Source organism: Nostoc sp. (assembly GCF_036918015.1).
Classification (GTDB): domain Bacteria; phylum Cyanobacteriota; class Cyanobacteriia; order Cyanobacteriales; family Nostocaceae; genus Nostoc.
This window is the reverse complement of sequence record NZ_JBALEO010000077.1, coordinates 77,821-96,472: the sequence shown is the minus strand read 5'-3', so window position 1 is coordinate 96,472 and position 18,652 is coordinate 77,821. Positions and strand designations below refer to the sequence as shown.

Below are 18,652 nucleotides of genomic sequence, written 5' to 3'. Positions count from 1 at the left end.
TTCTCTTAAACTTCTTGAGTTGTAATAATCCCCTTTTGCTCATAAATTGGACGCATTATTTTCCTTAAAGCAGGTAAATGTCTGCTAAAAATGATTGACCCTAAAATACAAGCGATTCCATCAATAATTAAAGTATTGGGAGCGCCAATACGACTTGCTAATAAACCTCCTAATAAATTACCCACGGGAATCATTCCCAAAAAGGACATTGTGTATAAGCTCATCAATCGCCCGCGTTTATCGTCTTCAACAATGGTTTGTAAAAATGTGTTGCTAGCAGCAATCTGAAGAATTGTTCCTAAGCCAACAAATAACATTGTAAATAAAGAGAGTGGTAAAAATCTAGATAAAGAAAAGGCAATTAAACCAGTTCCTAAAATTGCTGGAGCTAAGGCAATCAATTTCCCAATTCCCAAGATTGTTTGGCGGGTAGCTAGATAAATACCACCAGTTAAGGCTCCAACTCCAGATGCCGCCATCAAGAAACCCAAACTTTCTGCACCACCTTTGAGAACTTCTTCAGCAATAACGGGGACGAGAATAGTATTTTGCAGTCCCATCAGGCTGACTAAAGCTGATAGCAATAAGACGGAGCGAATCGGTGAGAAGCTAAAGGCATATACAAATCCCTCTTTGACTTTTTGCAAGGGATTACCGTCAGTTACCGAATTTTTCCAAGGTTTAACTTTCATTGCCAATAAAGCGGCGATTACAGCAATGTAGCTCAAACCATCAATTAAAAAACAATAGCCAGTTCCAACTCTAGCAATTAATAAACCGCCGATCGCAGGGCCAATTAATCTAGCACCGTTAACCATTGTGGAGTTAATAGCGATCGCATTGGCTAAATCTTCTCTGCGTTCAACCAATTCTGGCACAAAAGCTTGGCGGGCTGGCGTATCTAAGGCATTAATAAATCCTTGCAACAAACTCAAGCCGATGATGTGCCATACCTCAATCACTCCAGTTAACGCTAGCGCTGCTAATGTTAACGATTGAATCATCGCCAAGATTTGCGTACCAATTAAGGTACGATACCGAGAAAAGCGATCTACAAATACTCCGCCAAAGGGAGCTAAAAAAAAGTTAGGAATTTGACTCGAAAATCCCACAACTCCTAGCATTAATGGGGATTTTGTCAAGTCATAAACTAGCCAAATTGTGGCAAGTTGCGTCATCCACGTCCCAATTAGGGAAATACCTTGTCCGGCAAAAAACAGCTGGTAGTTTCTTGATCTTAATGCAGGTAGTAGCGATTTTTTCATCTCAGGCTTGTTTTATACCAATCTGCTTTCATAAATATCATCTCACCTCATATTTGTATGCCTCTCCGTAGATGTAGAAACATATCACAGTTAGAAAGAGGTTTTTCATCTGTTTTGCAGGCAATTTGGTATTAATGATGTCGGAGCAATTAACCATAAAACCTGCAACCCCATCCCGCCAAAGCTGTGCTTTTAGCTCCCCTCCCCGCAGGCGGGGAGGGGCTGGGGGTGGGGTTCTTTTATTATGGGTAATTTGGCGGACATGATATTACTTGACTTCCACCGCAACTTCCGCAGACATCCCAGGAGTAATCCGCGATTCGTATCCTTGAATGCTCTTTTGATCGAAAACTACTTTTACTGGAATGCGTTGGACAACTTTAGTAAAGTTACCTGTGGCATTATCCGGTGGCAATAAGGCAAACTGAGCGCCGGAAGCTGGCGAAATACTGTCAACACGACCGATAAAGGTGTGATGAGGGAAACTATCCAGCTTGATTTCTACTGGCTCTCCTGGCCGCATCTTTTCTAATTGAGTTTCTTTGAAGTTCGCAACTACCCAATAGCTGTTATCCACGATCGCCATTAATGGTGTTCCTGCTGCGACTCGGTTGCCAACTTCCACGTTTTTCCTACCTACCCGTCCAGCACTGGGGGCAGTAACATTGGCATAAGATAGTTGCAATTGTGCATCTTTCAGCGATGCTTCTGATTGCGCGATCGCTGCTTTTGCCGCTTCATATTGACTACGCTTAACTGTAGTATCTTGTCCCCCTGCGGTAGCTTGTTGCAATCCTCCCTTAGATGCTGCCAATTTAGCTTGGGCGTTGGTGACATTTTCTTGCGCCTGTGCTAATTGAGACTGGGCTTGGGCAACACCAACTTTGGCGGAGGCGAACTTGGCTTTAGCTTGTTCTACTCCCTGAATCGCGGCGTTTTTCTGTGCCGTCGCCACATCATAAGCAGCTTTGGCTGTATCTAATTGCTGGCGAGGAATCGCACCTGTTTTATACAATTCGTTGTAACGATTGTAATCTGCTTGAGCTTTTGACAAATTGGCGTTTGTTTGCGCTACCTGCGCTTGGGCTGCGGGAATCCCAGCTTGAGCTTCTTGGACTGCTGCTTGCGCCGCAGGAATCCCAGCTTGAGCTTCTTGGACTGCTGCTTGGGCTGTAGAAATTGCTGCTACTGCACCACTGACATCTCCTTGCGCTTGAGTTGTCTTACCAGTGGTGGTTTGTGAACTTAAAGCAATATTTGCTTGAGCAGCTTGCGCTTGACCACGAGCATTTTCGAGGGCGGCTTGTGCTTGTTGTACCTTACTTTGATAGTCTCGTGGATCTAACTTCACCAACAATTGTCCTGGTTGCACCAGTTGGTTATCATTCACCAGCACCTCACTTACAGTTCCGGGAATGCGGCTACTAACTTGGTGAATATTTCCCGCGACGGTGGCGTTGTCTGTTTCTTGGTGGGTAGAGGCGTATTGCCAGTAGTGATAACCAAAAGTACCTGCGGCGATCGCACCCACGCCTAATCCTGCCAAAATTAAACCAGTCGGTCTTTTGCGTTTCGGTGGAACTTCTTTCTCGATCTCAGGAGTTACAACAGGCGCTTCTGCTGTTGCGGATGTCTCTGTGGTAACAACTTCTAATGTCTCTAAATCGGGAACCACTTCTTTTTCTAAAATTGGGGTTTTGTGTCCGTTGCGTCCGTTAAAAGTATTTGCACCCATGATTGTTAACTCCCTTGTTCGTCCAATAATTTGATTAATACTCGTTTATTTAGAATGCGTAATATTCCCTGAAAAAAATCCTTATTTCCTTAGTATGCGTAATATTATCTCAAAACATATCTTTACACGACCTCCCCCGGTCGGGTGATTGTGGGATCATCTTTAAGAGAGGTTAGCGATCGCCCGATTCAAGATTTGGGAAAACAATTCTCGGTCAGCAAAGGAAATACCATCCATTGCTTCATCACGCACGGCTGCGGCGATTGGCGGTAAAACAGCTTCTAGTTCCTTTCCTGCATCCGTGAGCCAGATTCGCCAGATGCGGCGATCTTGAGTGTCGCGTTCTCGACGCACCAAACCGCGTTCTTCCATCCGATCTAGTACGCCTGTTAAAGTCCCTCCCACTTGTTTGAGTTTGTCCCCAATACTAGAAGTAGGTAAACCATCTTCTTGCCAAAGACAGCACAACACCAACCAGTGAAATGGTGTCAATCCAAAGGGTTCTAGCTTCTCAGTAAACTTGCGACTCAGCAGTTGTGAGACTAATTTGATTCTGTAGCCCAAATTGTATGGTGCCAGATTTTGCTGCCACGACTCTAAAGTTGGGGAGTGATTAGATGTAGAAACCATTTAGCAAAATACTTAGTGTGCGTAATATTATAACTAAATTAATATTTTTTAGCAATAGTTACTTTACATCTATCTTAGGGAAGAACTTGAATCAACTGGTACTCTTTGACAGCGCCGATAATGCGGTGAGGTCGAGATAATTGAGATGACTGGTTAGCATAGATCCAAGCATAGCTCAAAGCTGGTACTTGGGAAATAGAGACTACTGGTTGAGGGCGAGTAGGAAGATAGAAATTAAGCAGTACTTTTGTTTTAGCGTCCATCTCCACATAGTATGTAGGATGAGATTGGAGAATTGAAGCGATCGCACTTTGTTGTAAAAAAGTTTTTAAACTAGAGTTATAGTCACTTAACAGACCGATGCTACCTATCGCTGCCAAAGCTAGCCAACAGGGAATTAACCAACCTGCAATCCAATAACGCGCTGTGAGAAACTTTTTGTCAAAGTGGTAACGAGCAATCCACACCACAGGTAAAATTAACCAACCTAAGCCCATAACCAAGCCAATACTTGCATACTTGCGGATATCAGAACTACCCAAACTAAAAATGCCAATACTCGCTACAACAAGTAAAACACCTAATCCACCCAAGCCATAACTGAGATTTCGGGGAAGATTCTTCTTTGCAACAAGATTTAATGTACTTACTTTACCTTTTTGAAGAGGTAATTGTGGGGGAATTTCTGTTTGGTAAATATTACCTAGCCAGTTTAAACCCACAGATGCAAACAAAGCGATGAACGGATAAAGGCAAAGACTATAGTGAGATAAACGAGTGCTAAAAATACTAATTTCTACAAATAAAACAAGTGGAAAGCCAACTAATATTAACTGGTAACGAGGAATGGGACGCCGGAGAGTCAAAAATAAACCTAAAAGTCCGAAAAAAGCCCAAGGAAATGCTTTTAAAGGAATATTCCAGACATAGAATAGCGGCCCATTAGACTCCCGCTCTTCAGAACCTAGTTGTACAACAAACTTGAGTAACTCCTCAAAACTATTATTTCCGTAGTGCAGCCAGCTTAACCACAGCCAAACACAGGTAGGTATTAAACCTACGAAAAAACCTAAATATAAAATTGGGTTAGTAAGATGACGATGACGGCGATGTTCCCAAATTAAATAAGGTAATAAAGCTATAATTGGCAAAAAAATCATAAAGCTTCTAACTAAGAAGCCTAAACCTAAACTTAAACCAGCTATAAAACTCCACCAGTAACGATATTTGGGATGTAATTCCGTTTTGATTAAAGACAAAATAGCTAAAAGCACCAAGAGAACCATCGGTACATCAGGTGTACTTAAGCGAGAGTATTGCAGCCAGAGAAATTCTACACTTAAAATTGCAGCAGCTAGCCAACCTAATTTTTTGCATAGCATAATTTTGCCAATTTCATACACAAGCCACAAGCTAAAAATGCCAGCAATCATACTAGGAAGACGCGCACTAGTATCACTGATACCAAACAGCTTGTAAAAACTGGCAATTAACCAATAAGGGCCAGGAGTTTTATGATGTGCTGTTTCCCAAGGAGCTATCCAATTACCAGAATCAAACATCAGACGGGCACGTGATGCGTAAAGCCCTTCATCATGTGCCATCAAGCTATTATGTCCAGAAGTAAATAGTAATAAAGGCAGTATCCAAACTAACAAACTAAAATAGGGTAATGATGCGACTAGGCGGATTTGTCGCCAAATATGCTGTAAGAAGTGTAATTTATATAACATTAAATTGATAAAAATTGAATGCTGCTATTTAGGTATCCTGCTGTTATTAAAATATGTTACATAGTGTTTGTGAAAAAATATCTGAAATTGCCGCAAATTTCGGAAACAGTACTCCAAAACAGAGATTTATGCAGTTAAGACCGAATCAGCGCCTAAAATTAGATGACACAGACGATAAGCTGTTCTACGCCTATCCTCGCTTCGTCACCCATGTTGATGAAGGATTTATTCAACAGCTAACGGATTTATACCGCGATCGCCTGAAACCCAACACCCGCATTTTTGATATGATGAGCAGTTGGGTGTCGCATCTACCGGAAGAAATGCAGTTTGACCATGTAGAGGGACACGGACTCAACGGTGAGGAATTAGCACGTAATGCCCACTTAAATCATTACTTTGTGCAAAATCTTAACGAAAATCCCCAGCTACCTTTACCAGATGGAGATTTTGATGCTGTTCTTAATTGCGTATCTGTGCAATATATGCAATATCCAGAAGCAGTATTTTCCGAAATTTACCGCATTCTGAAACCCGGTGGTGTTGCAATTATCAGCTTTTCTAACCGGATGTTTTTTGAAAAGGCGATTCAAGCTTGGCGGGAGGCTTCAGAAGCACAGCGAGTAGAATTAGTCAAAGCTTACTTCGCCTCAGTTCCAGGATTTACAACCGCGGAAGTTATAGCTCATAAATCAACATTACCGAATATCTTACAGTGGTTGGGTGCAGCTGGAGGAGATCCGTTTTATGCTGTCATAGCTTACCGCAGTTAAGCCAAATATTCACTAGTGCAAGAAGGCTTGTAGTAAGCACTTTAGTGCTTAAAAAATAAAGACTAAAGTCCTTACTACAAACTTATTTACCTGCTCAAAGTTAAAATGCTTTTGTATATACATAATTTCTGTAGATGAATTATTGGTTAATGAAATCAGAACCAGAAGCCTATAGCATTGCTGACCTTCAACAGCAGAAAGAGACTATCTGGGACGGCGTTCGCAATTATCAAGCTCGCAACTTTTTGCGCCTGATGAATGAAGGAGACTTAGCTTTTTTCTATCACTCCAGCACTAATCCTCCCGGTATTGCTGGGTTAATGCGTGTAGTGAAAAAAGATATTGCTGACCCGACCCAGTTTGAGCCAGAAAGTAAATACTACGATCCGAAATCAAGTTCTGAATCACCTCGCTGGCAAACAGTTGTAGTGGAATTTGTTGAGACTTTTTCTAACCCTATCTTGTTATCAATACTCAAAGAGAAGTTTAGCGCCGAAGAGTTAATGTTGGTGAGACAAGGAAATCGATTATCAGTGATGCCTGTCCCTGAAGCAGTAGCTTTGAAGATTCTGGCGATGAAAACCTCCTAGTTGAAATAATTCGTAATTCGTAATTCGTAAAACATTTTGAAGGAAGGTTGATTAACTAAACATAATGTGATTTATTCTTGCCCACTTACTTCACACCCATTGCACAGGATCTAATTGATAGTAACGTTGCAGTTGCTCATAAAGTGCCGGATGCTTGGATAACAATTGGTGCGGTTTTTCAAAGAATGTCTCAGTTGCTACGGCGAAAAATTCTGCGGGATTTGTTGCACCATAGCTATCCATTACCGTCTTTGCACCTTGTAGAACATCATTGCAAAGTTGCTGATATGCTTCTGTCATCACCTTCGCCCATATAGTATAGTCTGAATTGCTTTGCAGTATAGGAACTCCTTCAGCTTTACCATCTTCTTGATCTAACTGATGGGCGAATTCATGAAGCACAACGTTACGTCCATCCCTCCAGTTATCAGTGTCTTGTTTCACCTGTTCCCAAGACACTACTACTTGGTCATTTGTCCACGATTCACCCAGTCTTGCTACACGCCTTTCCTCAACAACATATTTTCCGACGGAATTCGTTTCCTGAACAAAATAAGCGTTGGGATACACCAGAATTGAACGAAGTCTGGGGAAATACTGCCCACGTTCATTTAATAGAAGTAAACAAGCGACAGCAGCAAGAGTCAATTTCATTTCCTCTGTCACCTGTAATCCTCTACAGCCAATAAATTGCTTTTCTGCTAAGAATACTTGAATATGTCCCTGAAGTCGTCTGATTTCATCTGGAGAAAGACAGAGATAAATGGGAAGATTATTCTCAATAATGGCATTCCAAAGTGGGGGAAAAGGACGATGTTTAAGACGATTCCTTCGCCTTTTTACCAGAATCGGATTGAGTAAAATCCCAGCGATAATCAGCCCAATGAAAAAAAAGAAAACTATGATTTTAATCATTGACTTTTGAGCAGCTTACATATTTAATTCACTGGTAATACCATTTCTTTGTGAGGCTGCGCCAAACCCTTTTAACTTTTTTCTTTCTTTCTTTGTGTCCTTTGCGTTCTTTGCGGTTCGTTTTTCTTTCTTGGTACTTCAATATGGTTTAGCGCATCTTCATACAGAATTGGTATAAGCAGAAAGTTTAGAATAATTGTTATTGTTGTGGCTCACTAACTACCGCTATTGGATCAGAATTATGCAAGATTGAACCTTGGTGGAAAGGCTATTTTGAAGTCCTTGCTCAACTTTGACAATCAGTTTATCAAAAGCCTCTTGATTTGCTGTCAGTTGTTCTTGAAGAACTTTCTCTAACTCAGGCTTTATTTGCTCACACATATTCTCAATTTTTTTGTCGCTCAAAAAATTAGAACGAATCCAACTAGGTACATCTACATTTGTCTTAATTACTTCTTGAACACTCTTACGATTTAGTTCCATTCCTGCTGCCATCAAAGAAGCCCCATAGACTAGTGCAATTGGCCAGGTTAAATGTCCAGTTAGGATGAGAGTGATGATGCTAGCCACAGCGCCTCCACCAATTACTACATTGACGATAAATGCTACTGTCTCAGCCAGAATAGCATCTCCAATTTGTAATTCTGGGTTAACAAAAGTTGGGTCAATACTATCCTCGAACCTTAAGCTGCTTCTAGGTATCTGAAACTTTCGACAGATTGGATCGGTTTGTGCGGCTAAATCGGGTTGGATTTTATTGCTGAACCAAGAAGCGCATTGATGATTAATTATCTGCACGGCGCGATCGCTTTTGAGCCACTGTTCTGCCCGACCGATCAAAGCTGTTTCCAAATCGGCTAAAGTCCGTATTTTGTTTTTTTGCCAATCTTTTAAACCTGGTTTAACTGCGTTGATAATCAAACCATCCGCTAAAGGCTTAGTTAATGATTCGATTAACTCCGGGATATGCCTTTCAATCAAACCTTTAAGCTTGTTTGAGGTAAATAGTTTATTCACTTCTTGCTTAAAAGCAGCAGCACGCAGATCCCATCTTCCTACTCGTGCTAAACCCATAGCAATGCAGCGTTCTGGTTCAGGATCGGGGCGAAGCAGCGTTTCTGGTTCGGGAAACATTTCCTGACAAAGAATGTGCGTGAACTTCATGCGAGATGCACCGCCAGTCATCAGCACAAGTTGCGGCACGATTTCAAGTTTTTCCAGCTTTTCTTTCGCCTCGGTTAAAGAGTTGCGAAATGATTTAATCCAACTATTAAGCTCTAGTTCAGGTAAAGGTTGATTTAAAATTTCTTCCATCATCAATTTATTCACTTGGGGAATAAAATAAATCTGTTCGTTGATCGACTCGAACCCACGCGCAAAGGATTCAGGATCGCTGTATAACTGTTCATTAGAAAAGTAATCTTCTTTAGCTTTGCGGCAAGCAAGTTCACAACGAGCTTGGTGATGGGGATATTCCTGAAATACTTTTTCGAGTAATGTTTTTTGTTCGTGGTTGGCGAGAGTCCGGGCAAAAATAGCTTTGTCAATTAGGGATGCACCTAAAGTATTACTCCCGAAATCTATCGGGATTTCTTCTAAGCTTTTAACCAGAGTAAAATCTGTGGTTGAAGAACCAATATCGACAATTAGCACCGATGCAACAAGTTTGTCATACTCCAGTTTCCCGGCTTCCTTGGCTTGCATGAAAGCAGCTCGCGATTCGGGTACGACATTTAGTTGGGGAATACCAGCTTCTTTAAGTAGCTTTTGGTATTCGGTGCGATCGCTAACTGACCATCCTGAAGGGCAACCAATGTAAAAATAGCTACCTTCACCACCTGCAAGTTGGTTACTTTCTTTCAAAAGACGGTAGTAGGTTGCCACAAAAGTGCTAATTGTTTCCCGATATTTGGGATCGTTGTTGGGTTTTTGCTTGAAAGAGATTGTCAGTTGAGTAACGCCAGCTTGAATTAATGCTTGTTCCCCGACCAGATAACCGAGTTTGGGATGCCAACCAAGAGCTGTAATTTGGTTCTTCTTGTTATTAATCTCTAGCATCTGGGGAGGTTCGATGCTTTCCACGATCGCTTTAGCTATAGCCGTTTCACCGTGTCCCAAGTCAAAACCGATTGTTTCTAAAATTTCCATACCCTTATTGTCTATTATTCTCTAGCAGAGGAATATGCTGGTTCAATTACCCTACCGCGCCGAATCAAGCGATCGCCTTTCAACAAAGCCGGCGTTAGAGTCACGTGTTCTTTAGTGTCGGGGTCGATACTTGGCTCAAAGTCAAAATATTCGCGATCGCTATTTGATCGGTAAATTTGAGCGTTAATTCCCTGAGACATTAAAATCTGTGGCAGAAGTTTCGCCAGTTCATGAGCCATTTGGGGTTTATCAAGTTTGGATGCGCCCATTAGTCTTTGCAGAAAATTCAATAACTCTGGCAGTTCTTCTATTGCTAAATCGCCTTCATGTTTATTCCCTTCTTCTACTCTAGCCACTGCTAGGTCGATAGTGTTGAGAGCATCGCCAAGGCAATCTAGAAATACTTTGCTATCAACCCGAAGAATCGGTTGAGGTAATTCCAATACTCCTTCAGATATAGAATTATTTTGCTGGTTGTTTGATTCGAGTTGAAGTACAATTTCTAGTCCGATAAGTAGAGAGGTTAATAAGATAGCCATCCACGCACCTGGGGTAGTTTTAGTTAAGGAAAACAACGAACCTAAGATGCCTATATAAATTAGTCCCTTTAGCAGTTTCAGGATGAATTTGCTGCTAAATAACTTTGTCCCTATATTAGTAATTTGCCTTTGTTCGGTTGGAGCAACTTGAAGATAGTTAGCCGCAGCCAGAGTGGCGATAGACTGCCGCAGCGTATCCAGGAAAAATGAAGCCAGACGAACTTGAGCCAAATTAAGCTTTTCAATGTAAATTCTTTCGAGATTATCGAGCCGATTTTGAACCAGTTTAACTATTTGCTCGATGCCGATTGTATTATCAATATCTATCTGGAGTTGGTTGCGTTCTTCGCTAAAAAGTGAAGTGATTGTTTTCATTGCATTGACTAAGACTTTAACGTTATTAATTAGGAGTGAAATGAACACTCGTTTTTTAATTTCACCCGGTAATCACATAATGACGGAATAATTCATAATCTCTCATTATGAATTAGGTTGATTGCAAATTACTACCCATCAAAAGGAGGAGCAGAATGTTTATCTGCGTCATTGCAGACTACGGTACAGGAGATCCGGCATTTACTGAAGTCACACAACGTCTGCTGATGACTTTTCCCCATGCCCAAATTCATTTGCTTTCGGTTCCAGCATTCAGTACCTTAGCAACGGGATTCTGGATTGCCCAACTAGGACTTAACCCTGGCCCTAGCGATCGCCTAATTTATCACAACTGTGCGCCTCGTCAGGACGATCCTGAAGCTCGTCGAGATAATGAAGGTGAAGGGCTAACTTATGCCCTTTTATCCAATGGTGTAAAAGTCGTGGGTGTGAATGCAGGCTACACCCTCTCCTTTATCAAGGACTATACAAAGGAGTTGCGAGTGGTCAACGTTTCTCGTGGTGGATCGCAGTTTCGCTCACGAGATGTATTTCCTCCGGCTGCGGCTGCGATTATGAATGAAGATTTTAGCCTTCTGGGAGATAGCCTCAAGAGTGAGCAAATCCCAGATGTTCCACCAGATCGCATTGCCTGGATTGATGGCTACGGCAACATTAAAACAACTATTGGGGCGCATACAGTTAACTTGGAGCCTCAAACCAAGATCGTAATCCGAATTGGAGATGTGGTCAGTGATGCAGTGTATTCTGATGGCAGTTTCAAGGTGTCTGAAGGAACTTTAGCCTTTGCTCCTGGTAGTTCCGGTTGGTCAAGAGGCGATTCAGGGGAACCATTACGCTTTTTAGAGCTATTTTTGCGAGGAGGGAGTGCTTGGGAACGCTTTGGCCGTCCTCGTGTGAATCAGCAAGTAACTCAAATTGCCTGAAATCGGGTAATTAGCTTTTGTTACTGTCAGTAGACCGAAAAGTTTTCCAGAACCCTTACTAGCCGTTGATTAGAGTTTAGAAACACAATTTGCCGCAATTCTGTTAGAGTCTGCTTTTCAAGGAACGAGCGTTGTTGGTGATTTAAGAGTGCAGTGCAAGCGTAGGCGCAGCCCGTCGTAGACATTGCGATCGTCGAAACCCTTATTCTTTCGTCAACTTACAAAACTTTTCGATCTACTGACATTTAGTCTTAGCGTCAGTCTTAACGTGTTATTATTTGCTTCGAGATTCTTAGCTGTTTGTTCTGATAAAATACAGTGCTTGTTTTTGTTATCCCACTCAAAAGTGCGCAAGTTTCCAATTCCTGGGAGCGTGTTACACAATTATTTGAAAGATGCATTAAATCAGTTTGCAATCAAACCTCACCAAACTTTCACGTTATTGTTGTTTGTCACGAAAAGCCCAAAATAGAATTCACTCATCCTCATATTACATATATTACAGTTGATTTTTCTCCTCCAAACGAGCCTAGCCCTGTAGCCAAAGGAGACACAGACAAAGGGCGTAAAATCTTAAAAGGATTGATGTATGCTCGGCAATTTTCTCCCACTCACACTATGACAGTTGATGCTGACGATTGTGTGAGTGAAAAGTTAGCGAAATTTGTTCAACAACACCCTGATTCTAATGGATGGTTTATAAATAAAGGTTATAAATATCAAGAAGGTAGTAATTACATATATATCAAGAGAAGCAATTTTTATAAAATGTGCGGAACTTGTAATATTCTTCGATATGATTTGAACGATTTGCCAGAAACCGCAGAATATAATCGTGGCTACGGATACTATAAATATTATATAGACCACGCTAAAGTTAGAGAGATTTTAAAGAACAAAGGAAAATCCATTAAATCATTACCATTTCCAGGTGCGATTTATATTTTGGCAACAGGAGAAAATCTTTTTGAAAATTCAAAAAGATTAAGATTTAGCATTTTTAATCGTAAATTATTAAATCAATCATTGAGAGACGAATTCGGATTATACAATCTACAGCAATCCAAAGAGATTTATCAACTATCAGAATTGTAAATTGTTTTTGAAAAAATCTTATAAATGGTCTTATATGGTGTGTTAGCGGAGTGTAACGCACCAAAAGCTTGAAATTGTGCTGTAGTGGCGTGTCAAGACTAAAATGTTGCAATAAATTTTCTTGTGGGGCAGGCATCTTGCCCGCCAATTAGGACGGACTAGAAGCCCATCCCACAAGAGTTTGCTAATGCACAAATTTAGTCTTGACACGTCAGTAGTTTCTGCGCTAACACAACGCCAGTTACTACAACGTAAAGCCTTCTCTTCTCCTAAAGTGAGACGCTACGCGTAGCTTGCTTCACTGTAAGGGTACACCAACGGTATGACTTCTCTTCTTAGGCTGCGCCAACCCTGAGAGCAAGTACTCAAGCGTCGGGAACCTCCGCAACGCACTGACACCCTACGTGTATTTTAAAATCAAATATTAGTCCTATATAATGGAGTATTTTGCGAGGCTGATAGGCTACAGTGCCACTATGCCAAAATTTAAACCAAAATCTCAGCAATCTAAAAAATCGAAAAAGCAGGCTAAAAAGGAAACTTCTACCCTTAGCCTTAAAGAACAGTTAGCCCAAAAGCGCAAATCTGCCCAAGTACGTAAAGAACTCACTAGCTTACTCACCACCGCCATTTTTGGCGGTGTCTTCGTTGGCATTCTACTTTTTTTCGTAGCTGGAATTAAAGCAGCAGTCCCTGGCGTGTTAGGGATAATAGTCATGTCCCTTTCCTACAAATATCCGCGCCAAGCCCTATATGCGTTCATTATTTACATACCTGTGGGAGGTACTGTCACCTACTACTTAGGCAATAGTCCCATACTCCAATTAGCTAAAGATGCCTTTTACGTTCCAGCCCTAATTGGACTTTGGCAGACTTGCCGTAAACAGGGGCTACCTATAATTATTCCCAAAGGTATTACAATCCCACTTTATATTGTTTTGGCTTGCAGTCTGCTAACACTGTTGTTTGTCAATGGTGGACAGCAATTTAACCCGCCTAGTGCAGGACTATTAGAAAAAGCAGCCCCAGAAGTACCATTAGGTATGGGAATTCTAGGACTAAAAGTATTTTTAGGGTATGTCCCCCTGATTGGTTGTGCCTACTATTTAATTCGCGATAAGCGGGATTTTCTATTTTTATTGCGCCTCCAGATTGTCCTTACACTGATTTGCTGCGCGCTAGGATTTATTCAATATTTTTTACTACTAACTGGTGTCTGTCAAGGTACTAGAGGTCTTGAAGGAGATGCCTTATTTAGAGCAACACTCGAAGCCCGATGTTATTTTGGTGGAGCGCTAGTATATAGTCCCGAAGAAGGGATTATTCGCCTACCAGGGACATTTGTAGCTCCTTGGCAGTGGGCTTGGTTCTTAATTTCTAGCATCTTTTTTACCTTTGCCACAGGCTTCACCGATCCTTCGCCAATATGGCGGATCATCGGTTTAGGTTCTATAGTGGGAGTCTTTATCAATGCTGTCATCTCTGGACAGAGAATCGCCTTAGCCTTAGTACCAATCTGCTTTGGGATTTTGCTATTGCTTACCGGACAACTTGGCAACCTGAAACGATTTATCCCCATAGGCGTAGGACTTGCCTTCATTCTGGGAATTGCGATGGTGACTAACCCTGTTGTCGTACAAGAGAGAACTGAGAGTTTTGTCAGTCGTTGGAACGCTTCACCACCTCAAGATTTTATCATCCAGCAATTTGAAGAAAATTGGAAAAACGTAGACGGGCCATTAGGAAGCGGCTTAGGACGAGCAACCAACTCTGCCCGTGTGATGGGTCAAACTAAGCTTGTGGAAACTTACTATCCCAAAGTACTTTATGAAGTGGGAATTATTGGATTACTAGCGTTTCTGGGTTTGGTAACAACTTTAACAATTCTGGGCTTTAAAACCTATCGCTCCATAAAGAACCGTAATTTCCGTAGTTCTGGAGCAGCTTTGTGGGTGTTTATATTGTTTATTAGCACCAACACTTATTACTATCCTCTAGATGTCGATCCTGTTGCGGCCTATTATTGGTTTTTTGCGGGAGTTCTTTTTAAGTTGCCAGAACTGGAGAAACAAGATAAGGAAGATGCCAACCCTCAGCAAAAAAACAAGAAAAAACGTCTAAAAACAATTTAAATGAAATAAAAATGGCCAAAAATATAATTGGAGATCAAACAGACCTCAGTATTGAAAACCTACCTCTAAATTCTCGCCATAAACTTATTTTTCGATGATACTTATTGATGGGTAAGCAATTTCGTAGTCAGAGAGAGGCATGGAAGCGAGATTTTTCAGAATCCGTGAAAATACAGTATGTAAATTAAAGCAATAGCCACTTACTGAATTTCATGAAAATTAATTTCTAGAAGGCTATTATAGAAGTAGTAAAATTACTTAATAAAAGTTATGAATAATTGTCCATTAGTTACTGTAGTTATCCCGACCTACGGACGAGAGGAAGCGTTACGCGATAGCATTGTGGATGTCTTAAAACAGGACTATCCAAATTTTGAAGTTTTAGTTGTTGACCAAACCGCAAAACACCAACCAGAAATTCAAGCCTATCTAGAAGAGATGGCGGATGCAGGTAAAATTAAATGGTTGCGCTTAGATTGGGCAAGTTTGCCAGGGGCGCGGAATTATGCTGTCCGGCGGTCATCTGGTGAAATAATATTGTTTATTGATGACGATGTTCAGTTAACCCCTGGATTGTTAGCAGCCCATGCGAAAAATTATGTGCAAAACCCAGAGGTGGGGGCTGTAGCAGGTCGGGTCTTTGACAGAATGAAATTAGGTGATTCTGGAGGAGATTTACAGATTGAATATCTGCCTCCCGAAGCTATGGACCCAGGAATTGCTTGGTATCATATTGATTTAGTACATACCATTAAACCCCAACAAGTGCTGACAGCGAGGGGCTGTAATATGTCATTTCGCCGCGAAATCTTTACTAAGTATGGATTGAGGTTTGATGAGAGGTTTGGCGGGAGTGCAGTACGTGAAGAGTCAGATTTTTGTTTGCGGGTGAGACAGACGGGATATAAGATTTGGTACGACCCAGAAGCCCATTTGGTGCATTTAGGCGAAGAAACAGGGGGTTGTCATGATATTAGTATGCGATCGCTAAAATATCAACTCACCTTTTATCACAACCATTTCCTACTAGGGCTGAAAAACCTGACTGTGACTCAAGCTTTGCGTTTATATGGTCGTTTATTTGACTGTCACGTTCTGGGACGACCACCTTGCCATAAAAGTGGTTCCCCCATCAAAATTGCCACTCGCGGTATTTTCTACATTTTGGGTTTTTTCAAAGCCTTGGGTACTGTCATCCAATCACTATGGAATGATGGTCAAATTTACAGTCGATTGGATAAACAAGTTTAGTTAAGAGTTAAGAGTTAGGAGTTAAGAGTTAGGAATTAGTGAAGGACAAATGACAAATGACAAATGACAAATGACAATGAAAATCTTAGTTGCTAGTCACACTTATATCGTAGACCTCAACTGTGAGAAATTACGCGCTTTATCTCAACTAGAACCTAACATTGAAGTTACAGTTGTAGTCCCAAAGCGCTGGAAACCAGGCGGTGTACAAAACAGAATTATTGAAACTGAATACCGTGATGAAGGCAGATTTAGAATAGTTCCAGTTTCTAATTTTAGTCAAAATCATCAGGGACTTCTGACATTTGGCGCTGATTTGATATCTTTATTAAAACAATTTCGCCCCGAAATCATCCAAGTTGAACAAGGTTCTAGAGCCTTGGCTTATACTCAAATGATTGCCTTAAATCAGCTATTAGGACTCAAGGCAAAAAATTTATTTTTTACCTGGTGGAATCTTCCTTATGAACTGAAACTACCAATTTCTTTATTAGAAAAATATAACCTCAACCACAGCCACGGCATTATTTCTGGCAATCAGGATGGAGCAGAGGTTTTGCGGCAACGGGGATATACAGGTGCAATTAAAGTCATGCCACAACTGGGTGTAGATGAAAGTTTATTTACTCCCAAAGCTCAACCAGAGTTAGCAGCTAAGTTGGGCATTGAAAAAGAGGATTTTGTAGTAGGTTTTGTAGGGCGCTTTGTGCAGGAAAAGGGGTTGTTAACGCTTTTGCAAGCTTTAGCGACTTTGAAAAATAAACCTTGGAAATTACTATTATTGGGACGAGGAGAGTTACAAAGTGAATTAATGAAAATTGCGGCAGAAAACAATATTAAAGAACGATTAATTTTGATAGAAAGTGTTCCCCATGATGAGGTTGCAAGCTATATCAATTTAATGAGTACTTTAGTATTACCTTCAGAAACAACTTACAAGTTTAAAACCTTAACTTCTGCTGGTTGGAAAGAGCAATTTGGTCATGTGCTAATTGAAGCAATGGCTTGCCAAGTTCCTGTGATTGGTTCTGATTCTGGGGAAATTCCCTACGTAATTGGTGATGCTGGCTTAGTATTTCCTGAAGGTGATGTTCAAGCTCTTGCTAATTGCTTAGTTCAATTAATGGATAAACCAGATTTTGCTCATACTCTCGGTGAAATGGGTTATCAAAAAGCAATGATTCAATATACAAATAAAGCTTTGGCTAAACAGCAATTGGAGTTTTATAAAGAGTTGGTCATTAGTTATTAGTCATTGGTCATTAGTAAATAATAAATGACGAAGGACGAAGGATAAAATAAAAATGACAAATGACAAAAAAATGAAAGTGTTACAAATTGTTCCCTCAATTTCTCTAATTTACGGTGGGCCTAGTCAAATGGTACTTGGATTAGCTCCAGCGTTAGTAAAAGAGGGAGTAGAAGTTACGATTCTCACAACTGATAGTAATGGCGATAATGGTCAAACACCTCTGGATGTTCCTTTAAATCGCCCAATTAAACAAGATGGCTATGAAATAATTTATTTTCGTTGCGCGCCGTTTCGTCGCTACAAATTTTCCCTAGATTTATTAAACTGGTTAAAACGTCATGCTCACGAGTTTGACATAGCACATATTCACGCTCTATTCTCGCCAATAATTAGTGCTGCTGCTCTTGTGTGTCGTCAGCAAAAGCTACCTTATATTTTCCGTCCTTTGGGTACTCTCGATCCGGCTGATTTACAGAAGAAAAAGCAATTAAAACAGCTTTATGTCGCAATTATAGAACGTCAAAATTTAGCTAGTGCCGCAGCAATTCATTTTACTAGCGACCAAGAAGCTAAAATATCAGAACGATTTGGAGTATCTACGCCAGATTTGGTGATTCCCTTGGGTGTGATTCCCCGTCAATCTTCTATTAAAAATGTATGTAGTCAGTTAGAAATACCAAAAGATGTACCGTTAGTGCTGTTTATGTCACGAATTGACCCGAAAAAGGGGTTGAATTTGTTGATTCCGGCGCTAGAGAAGCTGTTAGCGGTTGGTTATAAGTTTCATTTTGTCTTAGCTGGGACAAATCCTCAAGATCCAGATTACGAACAAAAGATAATATCCCAAATTCAAAATTCACCATTGCGATCGCACACTACAATCACTGGCTTTGTCAGTGGTGAACTCAAAGTTAGTTTACTACAAGCTGCTGATTTATTCGTCTTACCTTCCTACTACGAAAATTTTGGGATTGCTGTAGCTGAAGCGATGGTTGCAGGTGTACCCGTAGTCATTTCTGACCAAGTGCATATTTGTCAACAAATACGTGATAGCGAGTCGGGTTGGGTAGGTGCAACAGATGTCCAAGCATTGGTAGAGTTACTACAAGAGGCTTTGGAAAATCCCGCAGAACGCCAACGACGGGGATTAAACGCACAAAAATATGCCTTGGAAAATTTTAGCTGGGATGCGATCGCAAAGCAAACAATCCAAGCCTACCAAAAAATTCTGGCAAACAAATGAATTTCATAAAAAGAATTCAGGAGTCAGGA

The 18,652-nt window shown here is 40.9% G+C and carries 15 protein-coding genes; 8 read left to right on the top strand and 7 right to left on the bottom strand.

What is annotated here, in order from left to right:
• Positions 1–5 precede the first annotated feature (5 nt).
• The 4 genes from V7K61_RS22400 to V7K61_RS22385 form a co-directional block, all read right to left on the bottom strand.
• Complete coding sequence (locus V7K61_RS22400; protein WP_335056618.1) at positions 6–1,265, bottom strand: MFS transporter; 1,260 nt, start codon at positions 1,263–1,265, stop codon at positions 6–8.
• Positions 1,266–1,533: 268 nt separating this feature from the next.
• On the bottom strand, positions 1,534–3,000 hold the full coding sequence (locus V7K61_RS22395) for an HlyD family secretion protein (RefSeq protein ID WP_335056616.1): 1,467 nt from the start codon (positions 2,998–3,000) through the stop codon (positions 1,534–1,536).
• 162 nt (positions 3,001–3,162) lie between these two features.
• Positions 3,163–3,630: a MarR family winged helix-turn-helix transcriptional regulator gene (locus V7K61_RS22390; RefSeq protein WP_322692702.1), complete on the bottom strand. Its 468-nt coding sequence runs from the start codon at positions 3,628–3,630 to the stop codon at positions 3,163–3,165.
• Between the two features lie 74 nt (positions 3,631–3,704).
• Positions 3,705–5,363 (bottom strand): ArnT family glycosyltransferase, encoded by a 1,659-nt coding sequence (locus V7K61_RS22385; protein ID WP_335056614.1) that lies wholly within the window; start codon positions 5,361–5,363, stop codon positions 3,705–3,707.
• Between the two features lie 128 nt (positions 5,364–5,491).
• Here V7K61_RS22385 and V7K61_RS22380 point away from each other — a divergent pair, with 128 nt between their 5' ends.
• A complete protein-coding gene (locus tag V7K61_RS22380) occupies positions 5,492–6,136 on the top strand; it encodes a class I SAM-dependent methyltransferase (protein WP_335056612.1) in 645 nt (214 codons plus the stop codon).
• A gap of 134 nt (positions 6,137–6,270) precedes the next feature.
• Positions 6,271–6,726 (top strand): EVE domain-containing protein, encoded by a 456-nt coding sequence (locus tag V7K61_RS22375; protein WP_335056610.1) that lies wholly within the window; start codon positions 6,271–6,273, stop codon positions 6,724–6,726.
• A gap of 90 nt (positions 6,727–6,816) precedes the next feature.
• Here V7K61_RS22375 and V7K61_RS22370 read toward each other — a convergent pair whose 3' ends face one another.
• The 3 genes from V7K61_RS22370 to V7K61_RS22360 form a co-directional block, all read right to left on the bottom strand.
• Entirely contained in the window at positions 6,817–7,641 is an 825-nt protein-coding gene (locus tag V7K61_RS22370; RefSeq protein ID WP_335056608.1) for a zinc-dependent peptidase, read from the bottom strand.
• Positions 7,642–7,866: 225 nt separating this feature from the next.
• On the bottom strand, positions 7,867–9,789 hold the full coding sequence (locus tag V7K61_RS22365) for an Hsp70 family protein (protein ID WP_335056606.1): 1,923 nt from the start codon (positions 9,787–9,789) through the stop codon (positions 7,867–7,869).
• A 14-nt stretch (positions 9,790–9,803) separates the two neighbouring features.
• On the bottom strand, positions 9,804–10,703 hold the full coding sequence (locus tag V7K61_RS22360; RefSeq protein ID WP_335056604.1) for a hypothetical protein: 900 nt from the start codon (positions 10,701–10,703) through the stop codon (positions 9,804–9,806).
• Between the two features lie 155 nt (positions 10,704–10,858).
• Here V7K61_RS22360 and V7K61_RS22355 point away from each other — a divergent pair, with 155 nt between their 5' ends.
• The 6 genes from V7K61_RS22355 to hpsP all read left to right on the top strand — a co-directional run bounded on the left by V7K61_RS22355 (position 10,859) and on the right by hpsP (position 18,623).
• The gene (locus V7K61_RS22355; RefSeq protein ID WP_335056602.1) at positions 10,859–11,650 is read left to right on the top strand and encodes an SAM hydrolase/SAM-dependent halogenase family protein; all 792 of its coding nucleotides are present in this window, start codon (positions 10,859–10,861) and stop codon (positions 11,648–11,650) included.
• Between the two features lie 318 nt (positions 11,651–11,968).
• The gene (locus tag V7K61_RS22350) at positions 11,969–12,745 is read left to right on the top strand and encodes a glycosyltransferase family A protein (RefSeq protein ID WP_335056600.1); all 777 of its coding nucleotides are present in this window, start codon (positions 11,969–11,971) and stop codon (positions 12,743–12,745) included.
• A 476-nt stretch (positions 12,746–13,221) separates the two neighbouring features.
• A complete protein-coding gene (gene hpsL, locus V7K61_RS22345) occupies positions 13,222–14,877 on the top strand; it encodes a hormogonium polysaccharide biosynthesis protein HpsL (RefSeq protein ID WP_335056598.1) in 1,656 nt (551 codons plus the stop codon).
• 270 nt (positions 14,878–15,147) lie between these two features.
• A complete protein-coding gene (hpsN, locus tag V7K61_RS22340; protein ID WP_335056596.1) occupies positions 15,148–16,128 on the top strand; it encodes a hormogonium polysaccharide biosynthesis glycosyltransferase HpsN in 981 nt (326 codons plus the stop codon).
• Positions 16,129–16,204: 76 nt separating this feature from the next.
• Positions 16,205–17,380 carry a hormogonium polysaccharide biosynthesis glycosyltransferase HpsO gene (gene hpsO / locus V7K61_RS22335; RefSeq protein WP_335056781.1) on the top strand — a complete coding sequence of 392 codons (1,176 nt, stop codon included), beginning with the start codon at positions 16,205–16,207 and terminating at the stop codon, positions 17,378–17,380.
• 70 nt (positions 17,381–17,450) lie between these two features.
• Entirely contained in the window at positions 17,451–18,623 is a 1,173-nt protein-coding gene (gene hpsP, locus V7K61_RS22330; protein WP_335056779.1) for a hormogonium polysaccharide biosynthesis glycosyltransferase HpsP, read from the top strand.
• The last annotated feature ends 29 nt before the right edge of the window (positions 18,624–18,652 follow it).

What these genes read in the sequence shown, in the direction of transcription:
- V7K61_RS22400 (WP_335056618.1), bottom strand. Translation starts at nt 1,265, where the DNA reads ATGAAAAAATCGCTACTACCTGCATTAAGATCAAGAAACTACCAGCTG.
- V7K61_RS22395 (WP_335056616.1), bottom strand. Translation starts at nt 3,000, where the DNA reads ATGGGTGCAAATACTTTTAACGGACGCAACGGACACAAAACCCCAATT.
- V7K61_RS22390 (WP_322692702.1), bottom strand. Translation starts at nt 3,630, where the DNA reads ATGGTTTCTACATCTAATCACTCCCCAACTTTAGAGTCGTGGCAGCAA.
- V7K61_RS22385 (WP_335056614.1), bottom strand. Translation starts at nt 5,363, where the DNA reads ATGTTATATAAATTACACTTCTTACAGCATATTTGGCGACAAATCCGC.
- V7K61_RS22380 (WP_335056612.1), top strand. Translation starts at nt 5,492, where the DNA reads ATGCAGTTAAGACCGAATCAGCGCCTAAAATTAGATGACACAGACGAT.
- V7K61_RS22375 (WP_335056610.1), top strand. Translation starts at nt 6,271, where the DNA reads ATGAATTATTGGTTAATGAAATCAGAACCAGAAGCCTATAGCATTGCT.
- V7K61_RS22370 (WP_335056608.1), bottom strand. Translation starts at nt 7,641, where the DNA reads ATGATTAAAATCATAGTTTTCTTTTTTTTCATTGGGCTGATTATCGCT.
- V7K61_RS22365 (WP_335056606.1), bottom strand. Translation starts at nt 9,789, where the DNA reads ATGGAAATTTTAGAAACAATCGGTTTTGACTTGGGACACGGTGAAACG.
- V7K61_RS22360 (WP_335056604.1), bottom strand. Translation starts at nt 10,703, where the DNA reads ATGAAAACAATCACTTCACTTTTTAGCGAAGAACGCAACCAACTCCAG.
- V7K61_RS22355 (WP_335056602.1), top strand. Translation starts at nt 10,859, where the DNA reads ATGTTTATCTGCGTCATTGCAGACTACGGTACAGGAGATCCGGCATTT.
- hpsL (WP_335056598.1), top strand. Translation starts at nt 13,222, where the DNA reads ATGCCAAAATTTAAACCAAAATCTCAGCAATCTAAAAAATCGAAAAAG.
- hpsN (WP_335056596.1), top strand. Translation starts at nt 15,148, where the DNA reads ATGAATAATTGTCCATTAGTTACTGTAGTTATCCCGACCTACGGACGA.
- hpsO (WP_335056781.1), top strand. Translation starts at nt 16,205, where the DNA reads ATGAAAATCTTAGTTGCTAGTCACACTTATATCGTAGACCTCAACTGT.
- hpsP (WP_335056779.1), top strand. Translation starts at nt 17,451, where the DNA reads ATGAAAGTGTTACAAATTGTTCCCTCAATTTCTCTAATTTACGGTGGG.